18 protein-coding genes are annotated in these 16077 nt (G+C 50.5%); 4 read left to right on the forward strand and 14 right to left on the reverse strand.

Annotation, left to right across the window (positions count from 1 at the left end; translation table 11 throughout):
• Positions 1–14: 14 nt before the first annotated feature.
• On the reverse strand, positions 15–1199 hold the full coding sequence (locus tag MKY41_RS06635; RefSeq protein ID WP_340744290.1) for an acetyl-CoA C-acetyltransferase: 1185 nt from the start codon (positions 1197–1199) through the stop codon (positions 15–17).
• An 80-nt stretch (positions 1200–1279) separates the two neighbouring features.
• Here MKY41_RS06635 and MKY41_RS06640 point away from each other — a divergent pair, with 80 nt between their 5' ends.
• Both MKY41_RS06640 and MKY41_RS06645 read left to right on the forward strand, forming a co-directional pair.
• The gene (locus tag MKY41_RS06640; protein ID WP_340744291.1) at positions 1280–2182 is read left to right on the forward strand and encodes a hydroxymethylglutaryl-CoA lyase; all 903 of its coding nucleotides are present in this window, start codon (positions 1280–1282) and stop codon (positions 2180–2182) included.
• A gap of 13 nt (positions 2183–2195) precedes the next feature.
• Positions 2196–3137, forward strand: coding sequence for an alpha/beta hydrolase (locus tag MKY41_RS06645; RefSeq protein WP_340744292.1), 942 nt, complete (start codon positions 2196–2198; stop codon positions 3135–3137).
• 26 nt (positions 3138–3163) lie between these two features.
• Here MKY41_RS06645 and MKY41_RS06650 read toward each other — a convergent pair whose 3' ends face one another.
• From MKY41_RS06650 to yneA, 8 genes are all read right to left on the reverse strand, one after another.
• On the reverse strand, positions 3164–3532 hold the full coding sequence (locus MKY41_RS06650; RefSeq protein ID WP_340744293.1) for a DUF4288 domain-containing protein: 369 nt from the start codon (positions 3530–3532) through the stop codon (positions 3164–3166).
• Positions 3533–3572: 40 nt separating this feature from the next.
• Positions 3573–4454, reverse strand: coding sequence for a DMT family transporter (locus MKY41_RS06655; protein ID WP_340744294.1), 882 nt, complete (start codon positions 4452–4454; stop codon positions 3573–3575).
• Positions 4455–4650: 196 nt separating this feature from the next.
• A complete protein-coding gene (locus tag MKY41_RS06660; protein WP_340744295.1) occupies positions 4651–4875 on the reverse strand; it encodes a YneF family protein in 225 nt (74 codons plus the stop codon).
• Positions 4876–5107: 232 nt separating this feature from the next.
• Positions 5108–5557, reverse strand: coding sequence for a sporulation inhibitor of replication protein SirA (gene sirA / locus MKY41_RS06665; protein ID WP_052483981.1), 450 nt, complete (start codon positions 5555–5557; stop codon positions 5108–5110).
• 283 nt (positions 5558–5840) lie between these two features.
• On the reverse strand, positions 5841–7847 hold the full coding sequence (tkt, locus tag MKY41_RS06670) for a transketolase (protein WP_340744296.1): 2007 nt from the start codon (positions 7845–7847) through the stop codon (positions 5841–5843).
• A 94-nt stretch (positions 7848–7941) separates the two neighbouring features.
• A complete protein-coding gene (locus MKY41_RS06675) occupies positions 7942–8175 on the reverse strand; it encodes a DUF896 domain-containing protein (protein WP_041074218.1) in 234 nt (77 codons plus the stop codon).
• Between the two features lie 67 nt (positions 8176–8242).
• Entirely contained in the window at positions 8243–8905 is a 663-nt protein-coding gene (locus MKY41_RS06680; RefSeq protein WP_340744297.1) for a YneB family resolvase-like protein, read from the reverse strand.
• Complete coding sequence (gene yneA / locus MKY41_RS06685) at positions 8902–9219, reverse strand: cell division suppressor protein YneA (RefSeq protein ID WP_340744298.1); 318 nt, start codon at positions 9217–9219, stop codon at positions 8902–8904. Before yneA ends, MKY41_RS06680 begins: the two co-directional genes overlap by 4 nt.
• A 179-nt stretch (positions 9220–9398) precedes the next feature.
• On the opposite strand from yneA, the gene lexA reads away from it, so the two are divergent.
• Entirely contained in the window at positions 9399–10019 is a 621-nt protein-coding gene (gene lexA, locus MKY41_RS06690) for a transcriptional repressor LexA (RefSeq protein WP_340744299.1), read from the forward strand.
• A 182-nt stretch (positions 10020–10201) separates the two neighbouring features.
• Here lexA and MKY41_RS06695 read toward each other — a convergent pair whose 3' ends face one another.
• Positions 10202–11416 (reverse strand): methionine gamma-lyase family protein, encoded by a 1215-nt coding sequence (locus MKY41_RS06695; RefSeq protein WP_445683324.1) that lies wholly within the window; start codon positions 11414–11416, stop codon positions 10202–10204.
• Positions 11417–11613: 197 nt separating this feature from the next.
• Between MKY41_RS06695 and MKY41_RS06700 the strand changes: the two genes are divergently transcribed.
• Positions 11614–12219, forward strand: a complete 606-nt coding sequence (locus MKY41_RS06700; RefSeq protein ID WP_340744301.1) for a trimeric intracellular cation channel family protein — start codon at positions 11614–11616, stop codon at positions 12217–12219.
• A 50-nt stretch (positions 12220–12269) separates the two neighbouring features.
• Here MKY41_RS06700 and hfq read toward each other — a convergent pair whose 3' ends face one another.
• From hfq to MKY41_RS06720, 4 genes are read right to left on the reverse strand one after another with little or no spacing between them, the layout of a single operon-like run.
• Entirely contained in the window at positions 12270–12494 is a 225-nt protein-coding gene (gene hfq / locus MKY41_RS06705) for an RNA chaperone Hfq (RefSeq protein ID WP_041074209.1), read from the reverse strand.
• 60 nt (positions 12495–12554) lie between these two features.
• The gene (gene miaA / locus MKY41_RS06710) at positions 12555–13487 is read right to left on the reverse strand and encodes a tRNA (adenosine(37)-N6)-dimethylallyltransferase MiaA (RefSeq protein WP_340744302.1); all 933 of its coding nucleotides are present in this window, start codon (positions 13485–13487) and stop codon (positions 12555–12557) included.
• Positions 13477–14397 (reverse strand): alpha/beta hydrolase, encoded by a 921-nt coding sequence (locus MKY41_RS06715; RefSeq protein ID WP_340744303.1) that lies wholly within the window; start codon positions 14395–14397, stop codon positions 13477–13479. Before MKY41_RS06715 ends, miaA begins: the two co-directional genes overlap by 11 nt.
• On the reverse strand, positions 14394–16037 hold the full coding sequence (locus MKY41_RS06720; protein ID WP_340744304.1) for a glycerol-3-phosphate dehydrogenase/oxidase: 1644 nt from the start codon (positions 16035–16037) through the stop codon (positions 14394–14396). The genes MKY41_RS06715 and MKY41_RS06720 overlap by 4 nt, the downstream gene beginning before the upstream one ends.
• Between the last annotated feature and the right edge of the window lie 40 nt (positions 16038–16077).

Below are 16077 nucleotides of genomic sequence, written 5' to 3' on the forward strand. Positions count from 1 at the left end.
TCACCTGCCTACCTTCATGGACGTTTTACAATCGTTGCGACTCCTTGCCCTCCGCCGATGCACAGCGTAGCAAGGCCCGTTTTGGCGTCACGGCGCTTCATCTCATGAAGCAGTGTCACCAAGATCCGTGCACCGCTTGCCCCGATCGGGTGACCGAGCGCAATGGCACCCCCGTTGACATTCAATTTTGAATGATCGAAACCGAGTTCACGGTCGACTGCGAGCGACTGGGCCGCAAACGCTTCGTTCGCTTCCACAAGATCGATGTCCGCCAACTCCATATCCGCCTTCGTCAATACATTTTTCACCGCTTGGACCGGGCCGATTCCCATGACGGACGGATCTACGCCTGCTCCCGCGTTCGCTGCAATCGTCGCAAGCGGCGTCAGGCCAAGCTCGTCCGCTTTCGCTTTGGACATGATGACAAATGCAGCGGCTCCGTCATTGATGCCGGAAGCGTTGCCGGCTGTGACACTGCCATCCTTCTTGAATGCAGGACGCAGTTTGCCGAGCTTCTCAGCGGTCGAACTCGCTTTCACATACTCATCTGTATCAAAAATGATCGGCTCGCCTTTCCGCTGCGGAATTTCGATCGGCACAATTTCGTCTTCGAAACGGCCTGCCTCGATGGCAGCTGCCGCATTCGCTTGCGAACGCGCAGCGAACTCGTCCTGCTCCTCACGCGTAATCGAGTAGCGATCGCATAGATTTTCCGCCGTGATCCCCATATGATAATCATTGAATGCACACCATAATCCGTCTGTAATCATGCTGTCGACGACTTTTTGATCCCCCATCTTGAAGCCATCCCGCACATTTTTCACCAAGTACGGCGCCTGGCTCATGTTCTCCATGCCGCCCGCCACGACGATTTCCGCATCTCCTGCCACAATTGCCTGTCTCGCTAAATGGACAGCTTTCAATCCGGATCCGCACACTTTATTGATCGTCATGGAAGGGACAGTTTCCGGAAGTCCCGCTTTCATGGACGCTTGCCGCGCCGGATTCTGGCCGAGGCCCGCTTGAAGTACATTCCCCATTATGACTTCATCGACATGTTCCGGTTCCACTCCTGCACGCGCTAACGCTTCTTTAATCACAATTGCCCCAAGTTCAGGTGCAGATACATCTTTCAACGAGCCCAGGAATGACCCGATCGGCGATCTGACCGCACTAACGATAACCACTTCTGTTGACACTTTCTTTTCCCCCTTATTTTGGATGAATCCATTGATTCTACTAGCATCCCTTCAGTACAATAGAATTGAGGAGGGATGGTATGTTCATTTTACCAAACAATGTGACAATTATCGAGGTGGGACCTCGGGATGGTCTACAAAACGAGAAGAAATTTGTCGAAACACAGGAAAAACTGGGGTTTATCAAGGCGCTGCAGCAAGCGGGCATCCAGGAAATGGAGCTCACTTCATTTGTATCGCCGAAGTGGGTGCCGCAAATGGCGGACGCCAAAGAGATTGTTGCGGAAACACCGCGTGTCGGACGGCAGTTCGTCTTGGCGCCAAATGCTAAAGGCGCGGAACTCGCATTGGAGGCGGATGCGCAAAGCGTCGCTGTTTTCGTAGGGGTGAGCAATTCATTCAACAAAAAGAATATCAATCGGTCGACCGAAGAAGCGCTGGATGCGCTGGAACCGGTCATCGTGAAATTGAAACAGGATAATATTTTTGTGCGCGCCTGCATTTCCACTGCGTTTTATTGTCCATATGAGGGAAAGATGGATATAGAGGATGTCGTGTCGCTCTGCAAACGGTTCGTCTCGATGGGGGCAGACGAGCTCAGTGTGGCAGACACGATCGGCAAGGCGAATCCGCAGGAAAGTTATGCGCTGTTTTCACGATTGAAAGAGGAGCTACCTAACGTTCTCATTACGGCCCATTTCCACGATACGCGGAAAATGGCCATTGCTAATATTTATGCGGCGTTGCAAGCAGGCGTCGACCGGTTCGATACGTCTGCGGGCGGACTCGGGGGCTGTCCTTTCGCACCGGGAGCCACGGGCAATGTCGCGACAGAAGATGTCGTCCACCTGCTCGATACGCTCGGCATTAAGACGGGCGTCGATGTGAAACAGGTCTGTGAAGCGGTAGCGCTCATCGCACCGCATGTTTCGCGCCCGATCGAAACCGGGATGTACAGATTGTTTGTCAACGACCAGCTATAGGAGGTTGAATTGATTGAAACGGCGCATCCTTTATATAAGCGGCGTCATTTCAGGCGTGTTTGCTGCCATCGCGACCTTGTTCGGCATTGTCGCGACGAATCGGTTGATGTTCATTAAAATGAAGGACCAAGAAGTGATTTTGAAGAGGGAAACGTTGGCGAAGCGGTTCGACGAAAAATGGTATGAAACCGTCCGAAAAGAGGAATTATGGATTGATTCACCGATCGGCTACCGGCTGCGGGCGGTCTATCTGAAACCGCTCGATACGGATCGGACCGTCATTATTTGCCACGGCGTCACGGAGAATAAGATCAATTCCATGAAATATGCCCGACTATTTGAGCGCCTCGGTTTTAATTCCATTGTATACGACCATCGACGGCATGGAGATTCCGGCGGAAAGACGACTAGTTTCGGCTTCTACGAAAAGATCGATTTGCGGGCGATTGTCCATGCCGTGCGGAAACGAATCGGGCCGGACGCCTTGCTTGGCATCCACGGCGAATCGATGGGAGCCGCCACTACGATTTTGTATGCAGGGACGTTTGAAGACGAAGCAGACTTCCACGTGTTGGATTGCCCTTTCTCGGATTTTTCGGAGCAAATCCTACATATTTTACGTCAGAACACACCGATTCGGACGACGATGGCCCTGCGGATCGCAAACCTTTTCTTACGTGTCCGCGACGGCTATACGTCGAAGCTTGTCTCGCCAAGGGAAGTGGTCGGAAATATGACGAAACCCGCCCTCTTCATCCACAGTCTGGAAGACGATTTCATCCTTCCGGCCATGTCCGAAGAGCTCTACGAGTTGAAACAAGGCGATAAGATGCTAAAGCTGTTCGAAAAAGGAGCACATGCCAAATCATTTAATGACAATCCAGAAGCTTATGAAGAGACCGTGCGCACGTTTTTAGTTCAATTCGGATTTTCTCCATATGAAAAACGCTGTTGACCAAGTGCCCAACAGCGTTTTTCATTTCAATCTTGGAAAAAGCGATCCATTACTTCTTCCGTGCTCTGATCCTTCGTTGTCACAAGGAAACGTGAGTAGACTTCCATCCCCATTTCGATATCGTCATCCAGCAGTTCAAAGCAGTCCAGCACTTTGACAAGTTTCCAATGGACGGTTTCCCCGTATTGGTTCTCATAGGACTGCTCATTGTCCTTCCCAAGTTGCTCGCCGAGAATGCAAGCTTCCTCCGACGATGAGGCTTTCACTAAAATATGGCTCTCTTCATAAGTTTTCATCGTCGCATTATAATCGGCATCCACCCGCACCGGTTGCCCTTCATGAACGGATTCATATAAAAGAGCGACGGTAAACCATGTACAGTTATCAATTGACATTGGGAACCCACCTTTCCAATTTCCCCGCTTTTAATATGTATTACGTAATCTTCTCTATCTGTTTCTTTTTCAAAAATCCGGGCTTTGTCTCGGACAACAAAATGGCGGTCAGGATGAAACACGCGCCAAGCAGCATCTTCAGCGTCAGCACTTCGCTTAGGAGGATGACGGAAAACACCATTCCCCAAAACGACTCGGTCGCCAGGATGATTGCCGCCTTCGTGTCGGATATAAACTTTTGGGCGATCGTCTGCAATAAAAACGCAAGCGTCGTCGAGAAAACCGCCAAATACAACAGTGGCAAGGCCCCGTTCGGATCCATGGAAAATCCTGTCTCCCCACGGAACAGGACGACAACGAAGCCGATCACCGATGCAGTCGCCATTTGGAGAAGTGTCAACAAGACAGGATCTTCCTCCTTGACAAACCGCGCCGTGAAAAAGATATGAAAAGCGAACCCGACGGCACAAAAGAGTGTCAGCACATCCCCGACATTGACCTCTGCCGAAAATTGCAAAGAAAGCAAAGCCACCCCAATCAAAGCCAACACAGCCCCAGACAGTTCATACCAGTCAATTTTCCGCTTATAGATCAACCAACCGAGAAACGGGACGATGACTACATTGACTGCCGTGAGGAAGGCATTTTTCGACGGCGTCGTATATTGCAAGCCGACCGTTTGAAGTGCAAACGCCACATAGAGGAAAAATCCAAGAGCGGCCCCTTTCAACAAAGTGCTTTTTCGGATTCCCTTTAATTTCTTAGCAAACACCACACCTAACAAGAGGGCGCCGATGAAAAATCGAGCCGCCAGGATTTGATAAGGGGTATAATGCTCCAACGCCACCGCGCTCGCCACAAAACCGCTCCCCCAAATGATGGCCGTCACGAGCAGCGCCAGTTCCCCGATATACTTTCGCATGACATCTTCCCCCTTTCCGCCAACCCATCCGTCGGTAATTCCAATCCCGTCGGATAGAGATGAAACAAAAAACCACCTCTCCTGTGTGAACATCCTACAGAAAAAGCGGTTCGTTGGGAATCCCTATCCAAATCAACCCCCAAAAGGTTGTGCTTTTTACAGAACTGTCCCGCCTACTCGGCAGAACGGGATTCCTTTATTTTTTATTGCTGATTTTGTTCATCTGATTCATCATTTGATTAATCTTCTTTTGTGAAGGCTTTTGGCCCATCTGCATCATCATCATCCGTAACATCTCTTCATTGATTGGCGGGTTATCTTGCAAATATTTCATCATATATCGACGGGCAATGAAAAACCCAAGAGCTACACCACCAATTAGCGCGACGATGATCAATAGGATCCACCATACTGGATTCATCCGCTATACCTCCTTCACTTCAGCAATTCGCATATACGCTACCATCAAGGATTATACCCCATATCCGGCACGAATGGCAATGACCAGATTGCAAATGTTGGAGCGGATCGGGACAATCATCTTACCGCTGGAACAAATAGGCGAGAGGCGGATTCATTTAAATAAAAAAAAGAGCCTCCTCCGCTTGGTTGCGTACCGGTGGCCTCTTCTTGTAGGTCTTCTATGCAATTGTTCATAAGGATACCGTTTCGCCCCCGAAACCAAAATCTGCGGTCTTGACCGGCTTCAGCCAGCCCCATTCCCGACGATCATCCATAATAGCGAAGAAACGGTCATCTGATGCGGACAACGCCACGAACAGATCCAAATCGAGCATCCGGGATCCATCGCAATTCACATGAAGGGCATGAGACGACAAGGTAATGGAAATCGACCCTTTCACCGGATGGGTCAGGCGATATGCGCCGTCCATCTGCTCCATTGTCGTAAATCCCCTTTCCAAATTGGAAATGATAGCGCTGTCAATCAACTCCTCTTCCAAGTGTTCGCACAAGTAATGGATCTGCTGTTGATCCACTGCCCGCCGTCCATCTTTTTTCAGAAGATCATACAATTGCCGTTCTCGTCCGATAATATACGATTGATACCTTTCTTTCACTCTGTAAATGCCGTACGATCTCATGACATCCACCTCCTATTTGAAGCTTACACGATGCTGCATGAAAAGGTTGTCAGTTTGCGGAAAGGAATGACTCTATTATTGTCGGAAATGTTCGACAATCGACAAAGGAATAAAAAGGCTGTTCCGTAAACCAAATTCCCGGGTATACAGAACAGCCCATGACACTTCTAACAGAGCTCTCCCGACGGAACCGACTATGTCGAGATCCGTCGAAGAGTCCTCAAACAATTATTGAATTCTTAGAATCTGCCAGTCAAGGCAAGATCCTTATTTTAGCTGTGGATTAGCGTTGGACCAATGATTTTACTTTGGCGACGACATTCTCTTCGGTAAATCCATACTCGCGGATGACAGTATTGCCTGGCGCGCTCGCACCGAACGTATCGATGGCCAAGACATCACCGGCGTCGCCTGTATACTTATGCCAGCCGAGAGAAGAACCCATTTCAATCGCCAGGCGAGCCTTCACTTCTTTCGGAAGGATCGATTGCTTATAGGCTTCATCCTGCTGCTCGAACAGATCCCAAGACGGCATAGAAACGACTGAAGCATCGATTCCTTCTTCCCGGAGTTGTTCCTGAGCGGATACGGCAAGATTCACTTCAGAGCCAGTTGCAATCAGGATAGCATCCGCCTGTTCCTTCGTAGCAGGTGAGACGACATAAGCGCCTTTTTGCACGCCGTCCATCGCGGATTCCGCTGTTGTCGGCAGAACTTTCAAGTTTTGGCGCGACAGCACGAGGACGGTCGGACGGTTTTCCGAAGTAACGGCCACGTTCCAAGCGGCAATTGTCTCGTTCGCATCTGCCGGACGGATAACGGATAGTCCCGGCATAGCCCGCAAAGAAGCCAAGTGCTCAATCGGCTCATGAGTCGGGCCATCTTCCCCGACAGCCACGCTGTCATGAGTGAAGACATACGTTACCGGAACGCCCATCAGGGCGGATAGCCGGATTGCCGGACGGACGTAGTCACTGAAGACGAAGAACGTACCGCCGAACACATGAAGGCCTCCGTGGAGAGCCATTCCGTTCAGAGCGGCGCCCATTGCGAATTCACGGACACCAAACCATATATTCCGCCCTGCGTAATCGCCAGGGAGGAAATCTCCAGCGCCTTTAATCGTCGTTTTATTCGACCCGGCAAGGTCTGCGCTTCCACCGAAGAAGGAAGGGAGCACTTTAGCAATCGCATTAATGGCATCCCCGGAGGAAGACCGTGTCGCATGCGATGTACCCGTTTCATAAGAAGGAAGAGCTTGTTCAAAGCCTTCCGGCAGCTTCCCGGCAATCGCATCTTTCAATTGCTGTGCGAGCTCTGCGTGCTTCGACTCGTATTGCTCGAACAGTTCGTTCCACTGCTGTTCCTTTTGCACGCCCAGCTTCTCGGCGGCTTCTTGGAATGTTTCATAGACGCCGTCTGGAACATGAAAGTCCTCTTCAAACGTCCATTTGTAATATTCCTTCGTCAATTTCATCTCATCTTCCCCAAGCGGCATGCCGTGTGCATCGGCTTTGCCAGCCCGGTTCGGCGATCCGTACCCGATGACCGTCTTCACTTCGATGATCGTCGGTCCACCGGAATTCTTCTTCGCATCTTCAATTGCTTTGGAAATCAACCCGATATTATTGCCGTCTTCCACACGCAAATAATTCCACCCGTATGATTCAAAACGTTTCTGGATATTTTCCGAAAACGCCATTTGGAGATCTCCATCGAGTGAAATATCATTGCTGTCATAGAGGACGATCAATTTATCCAGCTGTAGATGACCCGCCAGTGAAATGGCTTCCGACGCAACACCTTCCATCAAGTCGCCATCTCCGCAAAGGGCGTACGTATGATGGTCGACGATATCGAAGCCGGGTTGGTTATAGGTAGCAGCCAGGTGTTTTTCCGCCATGGCCATCCCGACTGCCATGCCAATCCCTTGTCCAAGCGGGCCCGTTGTCGCTTCCACTCCGACAGTGTGCCCGTATTCCGGGTGCCCCGGGGTTTTGGATCCCCACTGGCGGAAGTTTTTGATTTCTTCCATAGGAAGGCCGTAACCGGCAAGATGAAGCAAACTATAAAGCAACATGGACCCATGCCCTGCGGATAGGACAAACCGATCGCGGTTAAACCAGTCCGGGTTTGAAGGGTTATGGTGCATATGTTTTGTCCATAGTGTATAGGCCATTGGAGCCGCGCCCATCGGCAAGCCGGGGTGCCCGGAGTTCGCCTTCTCGATTGCATCGATCGAAAGCGTCCGTATTGTATCAATTGCTAATTGGTCAATCTGTTGGGTCATGCAAAGTACATCCTTTCCCGTTCCATCTATTTTCTACACCTTCCATTTTAGACAAAGGGCGGCATAAATACAATTGACAAAATACTTTCGCATGTCAATTGAGATATTTGCCGTCACGGACGCGTTTCACTTTTTCAGGTGTCACGTCATTGCCCTCTGGATCAATTACTTTCACATGTTCAATGGTATCCCTCATAGTGGAACGGAAGGTTTCCAAATACTCTTTCCGCAATTGGGTCTGTTCTTTCGCTTCTTCGATTGAAAGCCCGGTTGTCTTCGATTTTTTAGATAATTCATTGATCCGTTTGATTTTCTCTTCTGAAAGCATGACTGTTCCTCCATCCAAATATGAGCTTAAGAGAAACGTATACAAATTGGGCGGAAAGTGCAATCAATTAGCCTTCGCGCCCTAGCTCATACTCTTTATATCTCCGATGGACCGTCGCCTTGCTGATGTCATGGCCTAATCCTTTCAAAACGCCTGTTATCTCTTCGTATGTCAGCCCTTTTTCACGCAACGCCACAATCTCGCCAATCGGGACCTCGATTCTTTCTCGCCCCTCCATATTACCCCTGTTTTTCAAATTTCGTTCCGGTCGATACCCTTCCCGGACCGCGCGTTGCATCCCTCGTCGGATCTTTGCGTTATGGAGCTTGCGCTGATACTCTTCGACAATCGACAAAATCTCCAGAAGCATCGTATCCATTTCATTGAGAGCGATGGGACCGTTATCGTGATGCGAATATATGGCGGTATCCGTCTTAGCCAGCAAGTGCAGGATGGCCATCCGCGCATTCCCCCGGCCCAGCCTCGTCTCATCCTGGACAAGGACGGCATCGATCCCTTCATCACGCACATAGTCGAGGAGTTGCAGCAAGCCTTCCCTTTCTATATCATACCCGCTATGCTTGTCGACAAACGCCTCTATCATTTGGAAGCCCAGTTGTCCGGCTAACGCCTCCAATTCCTCTTTCTGCCGGCTCAACGACATTTCCTGAGTGTCTTTTTCCGTGCTGACACGGCAATAAATAACGCATGTTTTCACGTCCAGGCTCATTGTCCGATCCCCGCCATCTGATGTTTTCCTATATGAGGCAAGTCCACTTCCCCGACAGGCAGGCGCAGCGTATCGCCTTTCACGATCATGTCATTCGAAAGATCATTCATCGCGATCACTTCCCGTATCCATTGGTCCCTCGGCATATCATCAGTTGAATAGACAGATGAAAGTCCCCAAAGCGTGTCGCCTTCCGTAATGGTGATTTCCGTATAAGACTGCTCTTTCGCCATTTTATACGTTCCCACCAATGTCGCACCGATACAAATAGCAAAAATAAGTATGATATAAGAGTTGTTTTTAATGAAAGCCATGTTAAAAATCCCCCCGTACGAATATAAGTTCGGAATACTTGTTCTCATTATACGAACATACACTCGTACTTGTCAACCTCTTTTTTCGAACTTGCGTTTGCTTATTAGCCGAACACCTGTTATACTGGAAATTAAGAAAACCTATAATTTACTAGATTGTTAGTTGAGAGGTGAATGATTTGAAGAAGATTTCAAAGAGGCAAGAGGATATTTTGACTTTCATTAAAGATGAAGTCAGAGCGAAAGGGTACCCGCCATCCGTTCGTGAAATCGGGGAAGCGGTCGGCCTTGCATCCAGTTCTACTGTCCATGGCCATTTGGCAAGGCTGGAAAGCAAAGGGTATATCCGCCGGGACCCTACGAAACCGCGCGCGATTGAAGTGCTCGATCCGGAAGGGCTCGATGCGATGAAACCGGGAGTGCTTCATGTTCCGCTTGTCGGGAAAGTTACAGCGGGGCTTCCGATCACTGCTGTGGAAAACATTGAGGAGTATTTCCCCCTTCCTGAATCATTCGGCACGAGCGAAGATAACCTGTTCATGCTGGAGATTGTCGGGGAAAGTATGATTGACGCGGGAATCTTGAACGGGGATCATGTCGTCGTCAAGCAACAGCAAACAGCCCAGAACGGCGAAATCGTCGTTGCCATGACGGATGAAGACGAAGCCACGGTCAAACGGTTCTTTAAAGAGAAAGACTATTTCCGCCTTCAACCGGAGAACCCTTCCATGGATCCGATCATCGTTAACAATGTCACCATCCTTGGAAAAGTCGTCGGCGTTTATCGTATGATTCATTGAATGTAAAAAGAGCTGCCCTACGCTTAAATGGCGTAGTAGGCAGCTCTTTTTTGGTTGAAGGGGGGAGAAGGGGGTATGATAGTATCCATGTTAGCCATGACAGTTCGGCCGATTGCCATGACAGTTCCAACTTTCTCCACGACAGTTCGCACGAGTCATGTCAGTCCCCCCTCCAACGCTTACTACCCTAGCAAGTTCCCTTGAACCAGCTTCCATGTCGAGGCCAGCACTGCGGCTTTCACATGCTCATACGTCAATCCACCTTGGACGTACGCCGTATATGGGGGACGGATCGGGCCGTCTGCGGTCAATTCGATGCTGGAACCTTGGATGAAAGTGCCGGCCGCCATGATGACATCGTCAGCGTAGCCCGGCATATAGGACGGCTCCGGCGCAAAATGCGCATCAATTGGCGAGTTCTCTTGGATCGTTTGGCAAAATGCAATCATCTGCTTCGCCGTATCAAACGACACCGATTGGATCAAATCGGTCCGTTTCTCCGAATAATGGGGCGTCGTCCGCATGCCGTAGCTTTCCAACAACGCAGCCGTGAATAAAGCCCCTTTTAGCGCTTGGCTCACGACATGAGGCGCTAGGAAGAAACCCTGATACATTTCCAATAGCGTATCAAGCGAAGCACCCGCTTCCGCTCCGAGCCCAGGCGACGTCATCCGGTATGCACATTTTTCCACAAGATCTGCTTTGCCTGCGATGTATCCGCCGGTGCGTGCCAATCCCCCACCCGGGTTTTTAATGAGAGAGCCCGCCATCAAGTCTGCTCCGACCTCGGTCGGCTCCTGCTCCTCGACAAATTCGCCGTAGCAATTATCGACGAAGACGATCACTTCCGGATGGATGTCTTTCACAAAACGCACCATTTCTTCAATCTGTCCAACGGTGAAGGAAGGGCGGTCCGAATATCCTTTCGAGCGCTGTATGCCAATCATTTTCGTAGTCGGCTTGATACTCGTCGCCACTTGATCAAAGTCGACAGAGCCATCTTCCAGCAAATCGATATGGCGATAGCCGATCCCATAGTCGGCAAGCGAGCCGGTATCCTTCCCTTTCCCGGATACGATCGACTCCAACGTGTCGTACGGTTTTCCTGTAATGTACAGCAGTTCATCGCCGGGGCGTAAAATACCGAACAGGCTGATGGAAATTGCATGCGTTCCGGAGATGATCTGATTGCGTACGAGACAAGCTTCTGCGCCGAATACATCGGCATACACGCGTTCCAACACATCCCGGCCGCTGTCGTCATAACCATATCCAGTCGAGCCGGTCAGATGGAAATCGCTCACTTTATTATGACGGAAAGCGGCGAGCACTTTCCGCTGATTGGTAAACGCAGTTCGTTCAATCGTCTTGAAGTACGGAGCCAGTTTCAGTTCCATGGCTTCCGCTTGTTCCCAAAGTGATTCATCATATCGTTCCACTTGCATATTGATATTCCCCATTCTTTTAAGTATTCTTTCCCATCTTAACAGTCCTTTGCCAGAGGTCAAGATGCGGCTTTACTCCACAGGAAGATTATGCAATATTGTAAACAATAGAATCTTAATGGACCGGGCTTTCGAATGGAGGGGCTCTTTTGGCTTGGGATGTGTTCAGTTTTATCGGGGCTGCGGCATTTGCCATATCAGGGGCAATTGTCGCAATGGAAGAGGATTATGATTTTTTGGGTGTCTATATATTGGGCATGATCACTGCTTTTGGCGGGGGTGCGATGCGGAATGTGCTAATCGGCGTGCCGGTGGATGTATTATGGAGCCAGCATTTCCTGTTTTTTGTGGCGACGTTCTTGATTGTCCTCATTTTCTTTTTCTCCAAATACGTTCTGTCCCCTTGGAACCGGTGGGGCTCCTATTTCGATGCGATCGGACTCGGCGCGTTCGCCATCCAGGGGGCCATGCTTGCCATCGATTTGGACATGTCCTTGTTTGCGGTCATCGTAGCCGCAGTGTTGACGGGTTCGGGGGGCGGCGTTTTGCGGGATATCCTGGCAGGCCGAAAGCCGCTCGTCTTCAAAGATGAAATTTACGCAAGCTGGGCCGCATTGGCCGGGTTTCTTGTTGGACTGGGGCTATTCAAAAGCGATCTCGCTCTTTATTGCTTGTTGATCGTGACCGCTGGATTGCGCATCCTGTCGGTCGTTTTTCAAATCAAATTACCGAAAGGAAAACTGCAGAAGGAATAAATACAAAAAACGGAACCGGGCACCAACCAGACCCAATTCCGCTTTTCCCCTTATTCATCTTCTTTCAATACGACCGGTTTGGATGGGACGTATGTAGAAATCGCATGTTTGTAGATCAATTGCTGTTTGCCGTCTGATTCAAGCAGAACCGTGTAATTATCATACGATTTGATAAGTCCTTTCAATTGAAATCCATTCAGTAAGAATACCGTTACAAATGTATTGTTTTTCCGTAACGAATTTAAAAAAACATCCTGCATATTTCCTTGCGCCATTTGTCGAATCCTCCCGTTGTCCAGCCTATATTTCTATTACCTATTGTACTTAATTCGCTTCTACCTTTCAAAATCCTTCATCAATTCAGATATTTTCTCTAGAATTTCCGTTGTCCCTTGTTCTGCGTCAAACCAAGCGATTTCCATTTTGTTGCGGAAATACGTCAATTGTCGCTTGGCGTAATTCCGTGTGTTTTTCTTGATCGCTTCGACAGCGGCTTCGAGCGTAGTCTCGCCTTCCAAATAACTGTATAACTCCTTGTACCCGATCGCCTGCACGGACTGCACTCCGCGGATTCCTTGCTCCCATAAACTTCGCACTTCATCGAGAAGCCCGTTTTCCATCATCAAATCGACCCGGAGATTGATACGTTCATATAACAGCTCCCGGTCCATATCAAGCCCGATGATCAAATGGCGGTACAAAGGAGCCCGCCCCGCATCATCCTCATGGTCCGCCTTCGTCTTCCCGGTCACTTCGATGATTTCAAGCGCCCGGATGAGCCGTCGATGATTATTTGGGTGGATCTTCTCTGCACTTGCCGGATCAGCGGCAACTAACCGTTCATACAATGCGGCGGCACCTTGCTCTTCCAGTTCCCGCTCAAGCCGCTCCCGCACTTCCAAATCGGCCGCCTCTTCCGTGAATCGGAAATCGAACAGGACCGACTGAACATACAATCCGGTCCCGCCGACGATGATCGGAAATTTCCCACGTTGCTGCACCTCGTCAATGCAACCCCTCACCGCTCTCTGATAATTGGCAACCGAAAACGGCTCATCCGGCTCTTTGAAATCAAATAAATGATGAGGCACGCTATCCATTTCCTCAAAGGTGATCTTGGCCGTACCGATATCGAGCCCTTTATATACCTGCATGGAATCCCCATTAATGATTTCCCCGCCGAACCGCTTCGCCAGCTCGACGCTCAACGCTGTCTTGCCGGAAGCGGTCGGTCCGACGATGGCCAAGACATCCAACTCAGTTTTCATGTTTTCTCATCCATTCCTCCACTAGTTCAAACACTTGCTGCCGGTTCGTTTCATGCAGCATCTCATGGCGCTTGCCCTCGAACAGCAGGACCGTCACATCTTGGACTCCCGCATCATCGTATTGCTGGGCAGTTTCCCACACGCCTTTCCCATAGCCTCCTACTGGATCAGCATCTCCCGAAAAGAGAAGGATCGGCAACGTTTTCGGGACTTTGGCAATTTCATTCGCTTTATTGATGACGGCAAGCCCATCGAACAGATCAGCAAAGAACCGGGTAGTCGGGACGATGCCGCATTTCGGATCGTTGACATACGACTCCACCGCCTCTGCATCCGTCGACAGCCAATCGAATGGCGAGATCGCAGCGGGGATGTTTTTATTATACCTGCCGAAGATGAGCTTGTTGACAAAAGGATTCGGCTCGTCGAAACCGCTCTTTTTCCCCGACAAGTAAGCCGCTAATTGCCCTGCTGCCCGGCCAAGCCCCGGATCCCCGCCCGTCCCGGACAGAATCGCCAATTCCACTTCCGGTCCATGCAGCTGGATGTAGCGCCGCGCGACGAAAGACCCCATACTATGGCCAAATAAAACAAAACGGGGTGCCGGATATTGCACCCGGATTGAGTGGATCACTTCGTAACTGTCCTGCACTGCACGAGCGAACCCATCTGCATCCGCCAAATGCCCCGGCTTGCCGTTCTGATCGACCGTCCTGCCATGCCCCCGATGGTCATGTCCGGAAACGAGATACCCATGCCCCGCCAAGTAGTTTGCAAACTCTTCGTATCGGTCGATATGCTCCGCCATGCCATGGATCAGGTGAATATGCGCGCGCGGAACCCCTTTCGGTTCCAAGACGAATGCATGAATCAAAAACCCATCCGAAGCAGCTATTTGCAGTTCATTCAATCCGTTCCCCCCTTAAGTTCCGCTTCCGCGAGATGAAGGTTTAACTCCTGCAGCAATCGGTGCTCCTGGGCTTTCGAATAGGAGAGCAGCCGTGCCATGAAGGCTGTTGCTGCTTCTTTGACAGTTTTGACCCGATCGATATGAAAGTACAGATCCCCGTGCCGCCGGATGAAGAAATCGGACGGCGTTAACACCATTTCATGATGGATCGCATAGAAAATCTCCGCCTTCAATGAAACCGGCAACGCGCTCCCTTCCTTTTTCAACGCATGAGCATACAGGAACACCGGATCGACATTGGTCCCGTAAAACGCGGCCAGCCGACGCCCTTCCTCGGGTGACAGCCCAAATTGGACTGCTTCGTTCCCTTTCATTTCAATGAAATCCCGGTAATGCCGATCATCCCGGAAATTCCCGCCCGACAATGGAAGATGCTCTGTCACGCACGGTCCGGCAGATGCCGCATGCAGCCTTTTTGTGACCCGGTTCACCACAGTCTCGGCCATTTTCCGGTAGCCCGTCAGTTTGCCACCCGCAATCGTAATCAACCTGCTATCCGCTTCCCATACTTCGTCTTTCCTCGAAATATCCGACGGATCCTTGCCGTCTTCGAATATTAGCGGCCGGACGCCCGCCCATGTCGACTCCACATCGGTCCGCCTGATTGGAACCTCGGGAAAGAGATGATGCATCGCTTCTAGTAAATAACGGACATCTTCCTCCGTCGCCAACGGGTTCGCGGGATCCCCTTCGTAAAACGTGTCCGTTGTGCCAATATATGCCTTGTTCCCTCGTGGGATGGCAAAGATCATCCGGCCGTCCGGCGCATCGAAGTAAATCGCTTGGTGCAAAGGGAACACCGACCGATCGATGACCAGATGAACCCCTTTCGATAAACGCAGACGCTTATCATTGGAATAGGCATCCTTTTCCCGCACTTCATCAACCCATGGCCCCGTTGCATTCACGACGACGCTCGCATGGACGGGGAACGTCAGGCTTTCCCAGCAATCGTGGACCGTCACGCCGATCACCTTGCCGCTGTCATATATAAACTGTTCGGCTTTGGCGTAATTCAGACATAACGCTCCTCGTTCTGCCGCTTTTTTCATCGTCTCGATCGTCAAGCGGGCATCATCCGTCCGGTATTCGACGTAATGGCCTCCGCCCAACAATCCATCCCGTTTGAGCAAAGGCTCCATCAGAAGCGTCTCTTCGGGTGTCAGCATTTCCCGGCGCTCGTCCTTCTTTACCCCAGCCAGCAGATCATAGACGAATAAACCCGCTGATGTCATATATTTGCCAAACGTGCCGCCTTTGTAAAATGGAAGAAGCATCCGCTCCGGCTCGGTCACATGAAGGGCATTCCGATAGACGATATCCCGTTCATGCCCGGTCTCCGCTACAATTTTCACTTCCAATTGCTTCAAATAGCGCAAGCCGCCATGGATGAGCTTGGTCGAGCGGCTCGATGTTCCGGCGGCAAAGTCCTGCATCTCGACCAAAGCGACCGATAATCCCCGAGTCACTGCATCCAAGGCAATCCCCGCCCCGGTGATGCCTCCGCCGATGACGAGCAGGTCGAATTGATGATCGGCCATCAAACGGGCGGTTCGGGGCCGTTGCACAGCTGAAAACATACGCTCACTCCTTATTTACTGCTTCAAAGCTAGGGTGCCC

The sequence above is a fragment of the Sporosarcina sp. FSL W7-1349 genome, from assembly GCF_038003045.1.
GTDB lineage: Bacteria > Bacillota > Bacilli > Bacillales_A > Planococcaceae > Sporosarcina.

Bases quoted from the DNA above. Each gene is read 5' to 3' on its own strand.
- sirA (WP_052483981.1), bottom strand. From the start codon at position 5,557: ATGAGATCGTACGGCATTTACAGAGTGAAAGAAAGGTATCAATCGTAT.
- MKY41_RS06680 (WP_340744297.1), bottom strand. From the start codon at position 8,905: ATGAGCCTGGACGTGAAAACATGCGTTATTTATTGCCGTGTCAGCACG.
- hfq (WP_041074209.1), bottom strand. From the start codon at position 12,494: ATGGCGCAAGGAAATATGCAGGATGTTTTTTTAAATTCGTTACGGAAA.
- MKY41_RS06675 (WP_041074218.1), bottom strand. From the start codon at position 8,175: ATGCTTTCAGAAGAGAAAATCAAACGGATCAATGAATTATCTAAAAAA.
- MKY41_RS06640 (WP_340744291.1), top strand. From the start codon at position 1,280: ATGTTCATTTTACCAAACAATGTGACAATTATCGAGGTGGGACCTCGG.
- MKY41_RS06655 (WP_340744294.1), bottom strand. From the start codon at position 4,454: ATGCGAAAGTATATCGGGGAACTGGCGCTGCTCGTGACGGCCATCATT.
- yneA (WP_340744298.1), bottom strand. From the start codon at position 9,219: ATGGCTTTCATTAAAAACAACTCTTATATCATACTTATTTTTGCTATT.
- miaA (WP_340744302.1), bottom strand. From the start codon at position 13,487: ATGAAAACTGAGTTGGATGTCTTGGCCATCGTCGGACCGACCGCTTCC.
- MKY41_RS06695 (WP_445683324.1), bottom strand. From the start codon at position 11,416: ATGGAACTGAAACTGGCTCCGTACTTCAAGACGATTGAACGAACTGCG.
- MKY41_RS06720 (WP_340744304.1), bottom strand. From the start codon at position 16,037: ATGTTTTCAGCTGTGCAACGGCCCCGAACCGCCCGTTTGATGGCCGAT.
- tkt (WP_340744296.1), bottom strand. From the start codon at position 7,847: ATGACCCAACAGATTGACCAATTAGCAATTGATACAATACGGACGCTT.
- MKY41_RS06650 (WP_340744293.1), bottom strand. From the start codon at position 3,532: ATGTCAATTGATAACTGTACATGGTTTACCGTCGCTCTTTTATATGAA.
- MKY41_RS06660 (WP_340744295.1), bottom strand. From the start codon at position 4,875: ATGAATCCAGTATGGTGGATCCTATTGATCATCGTCGCGCTAATTGGT.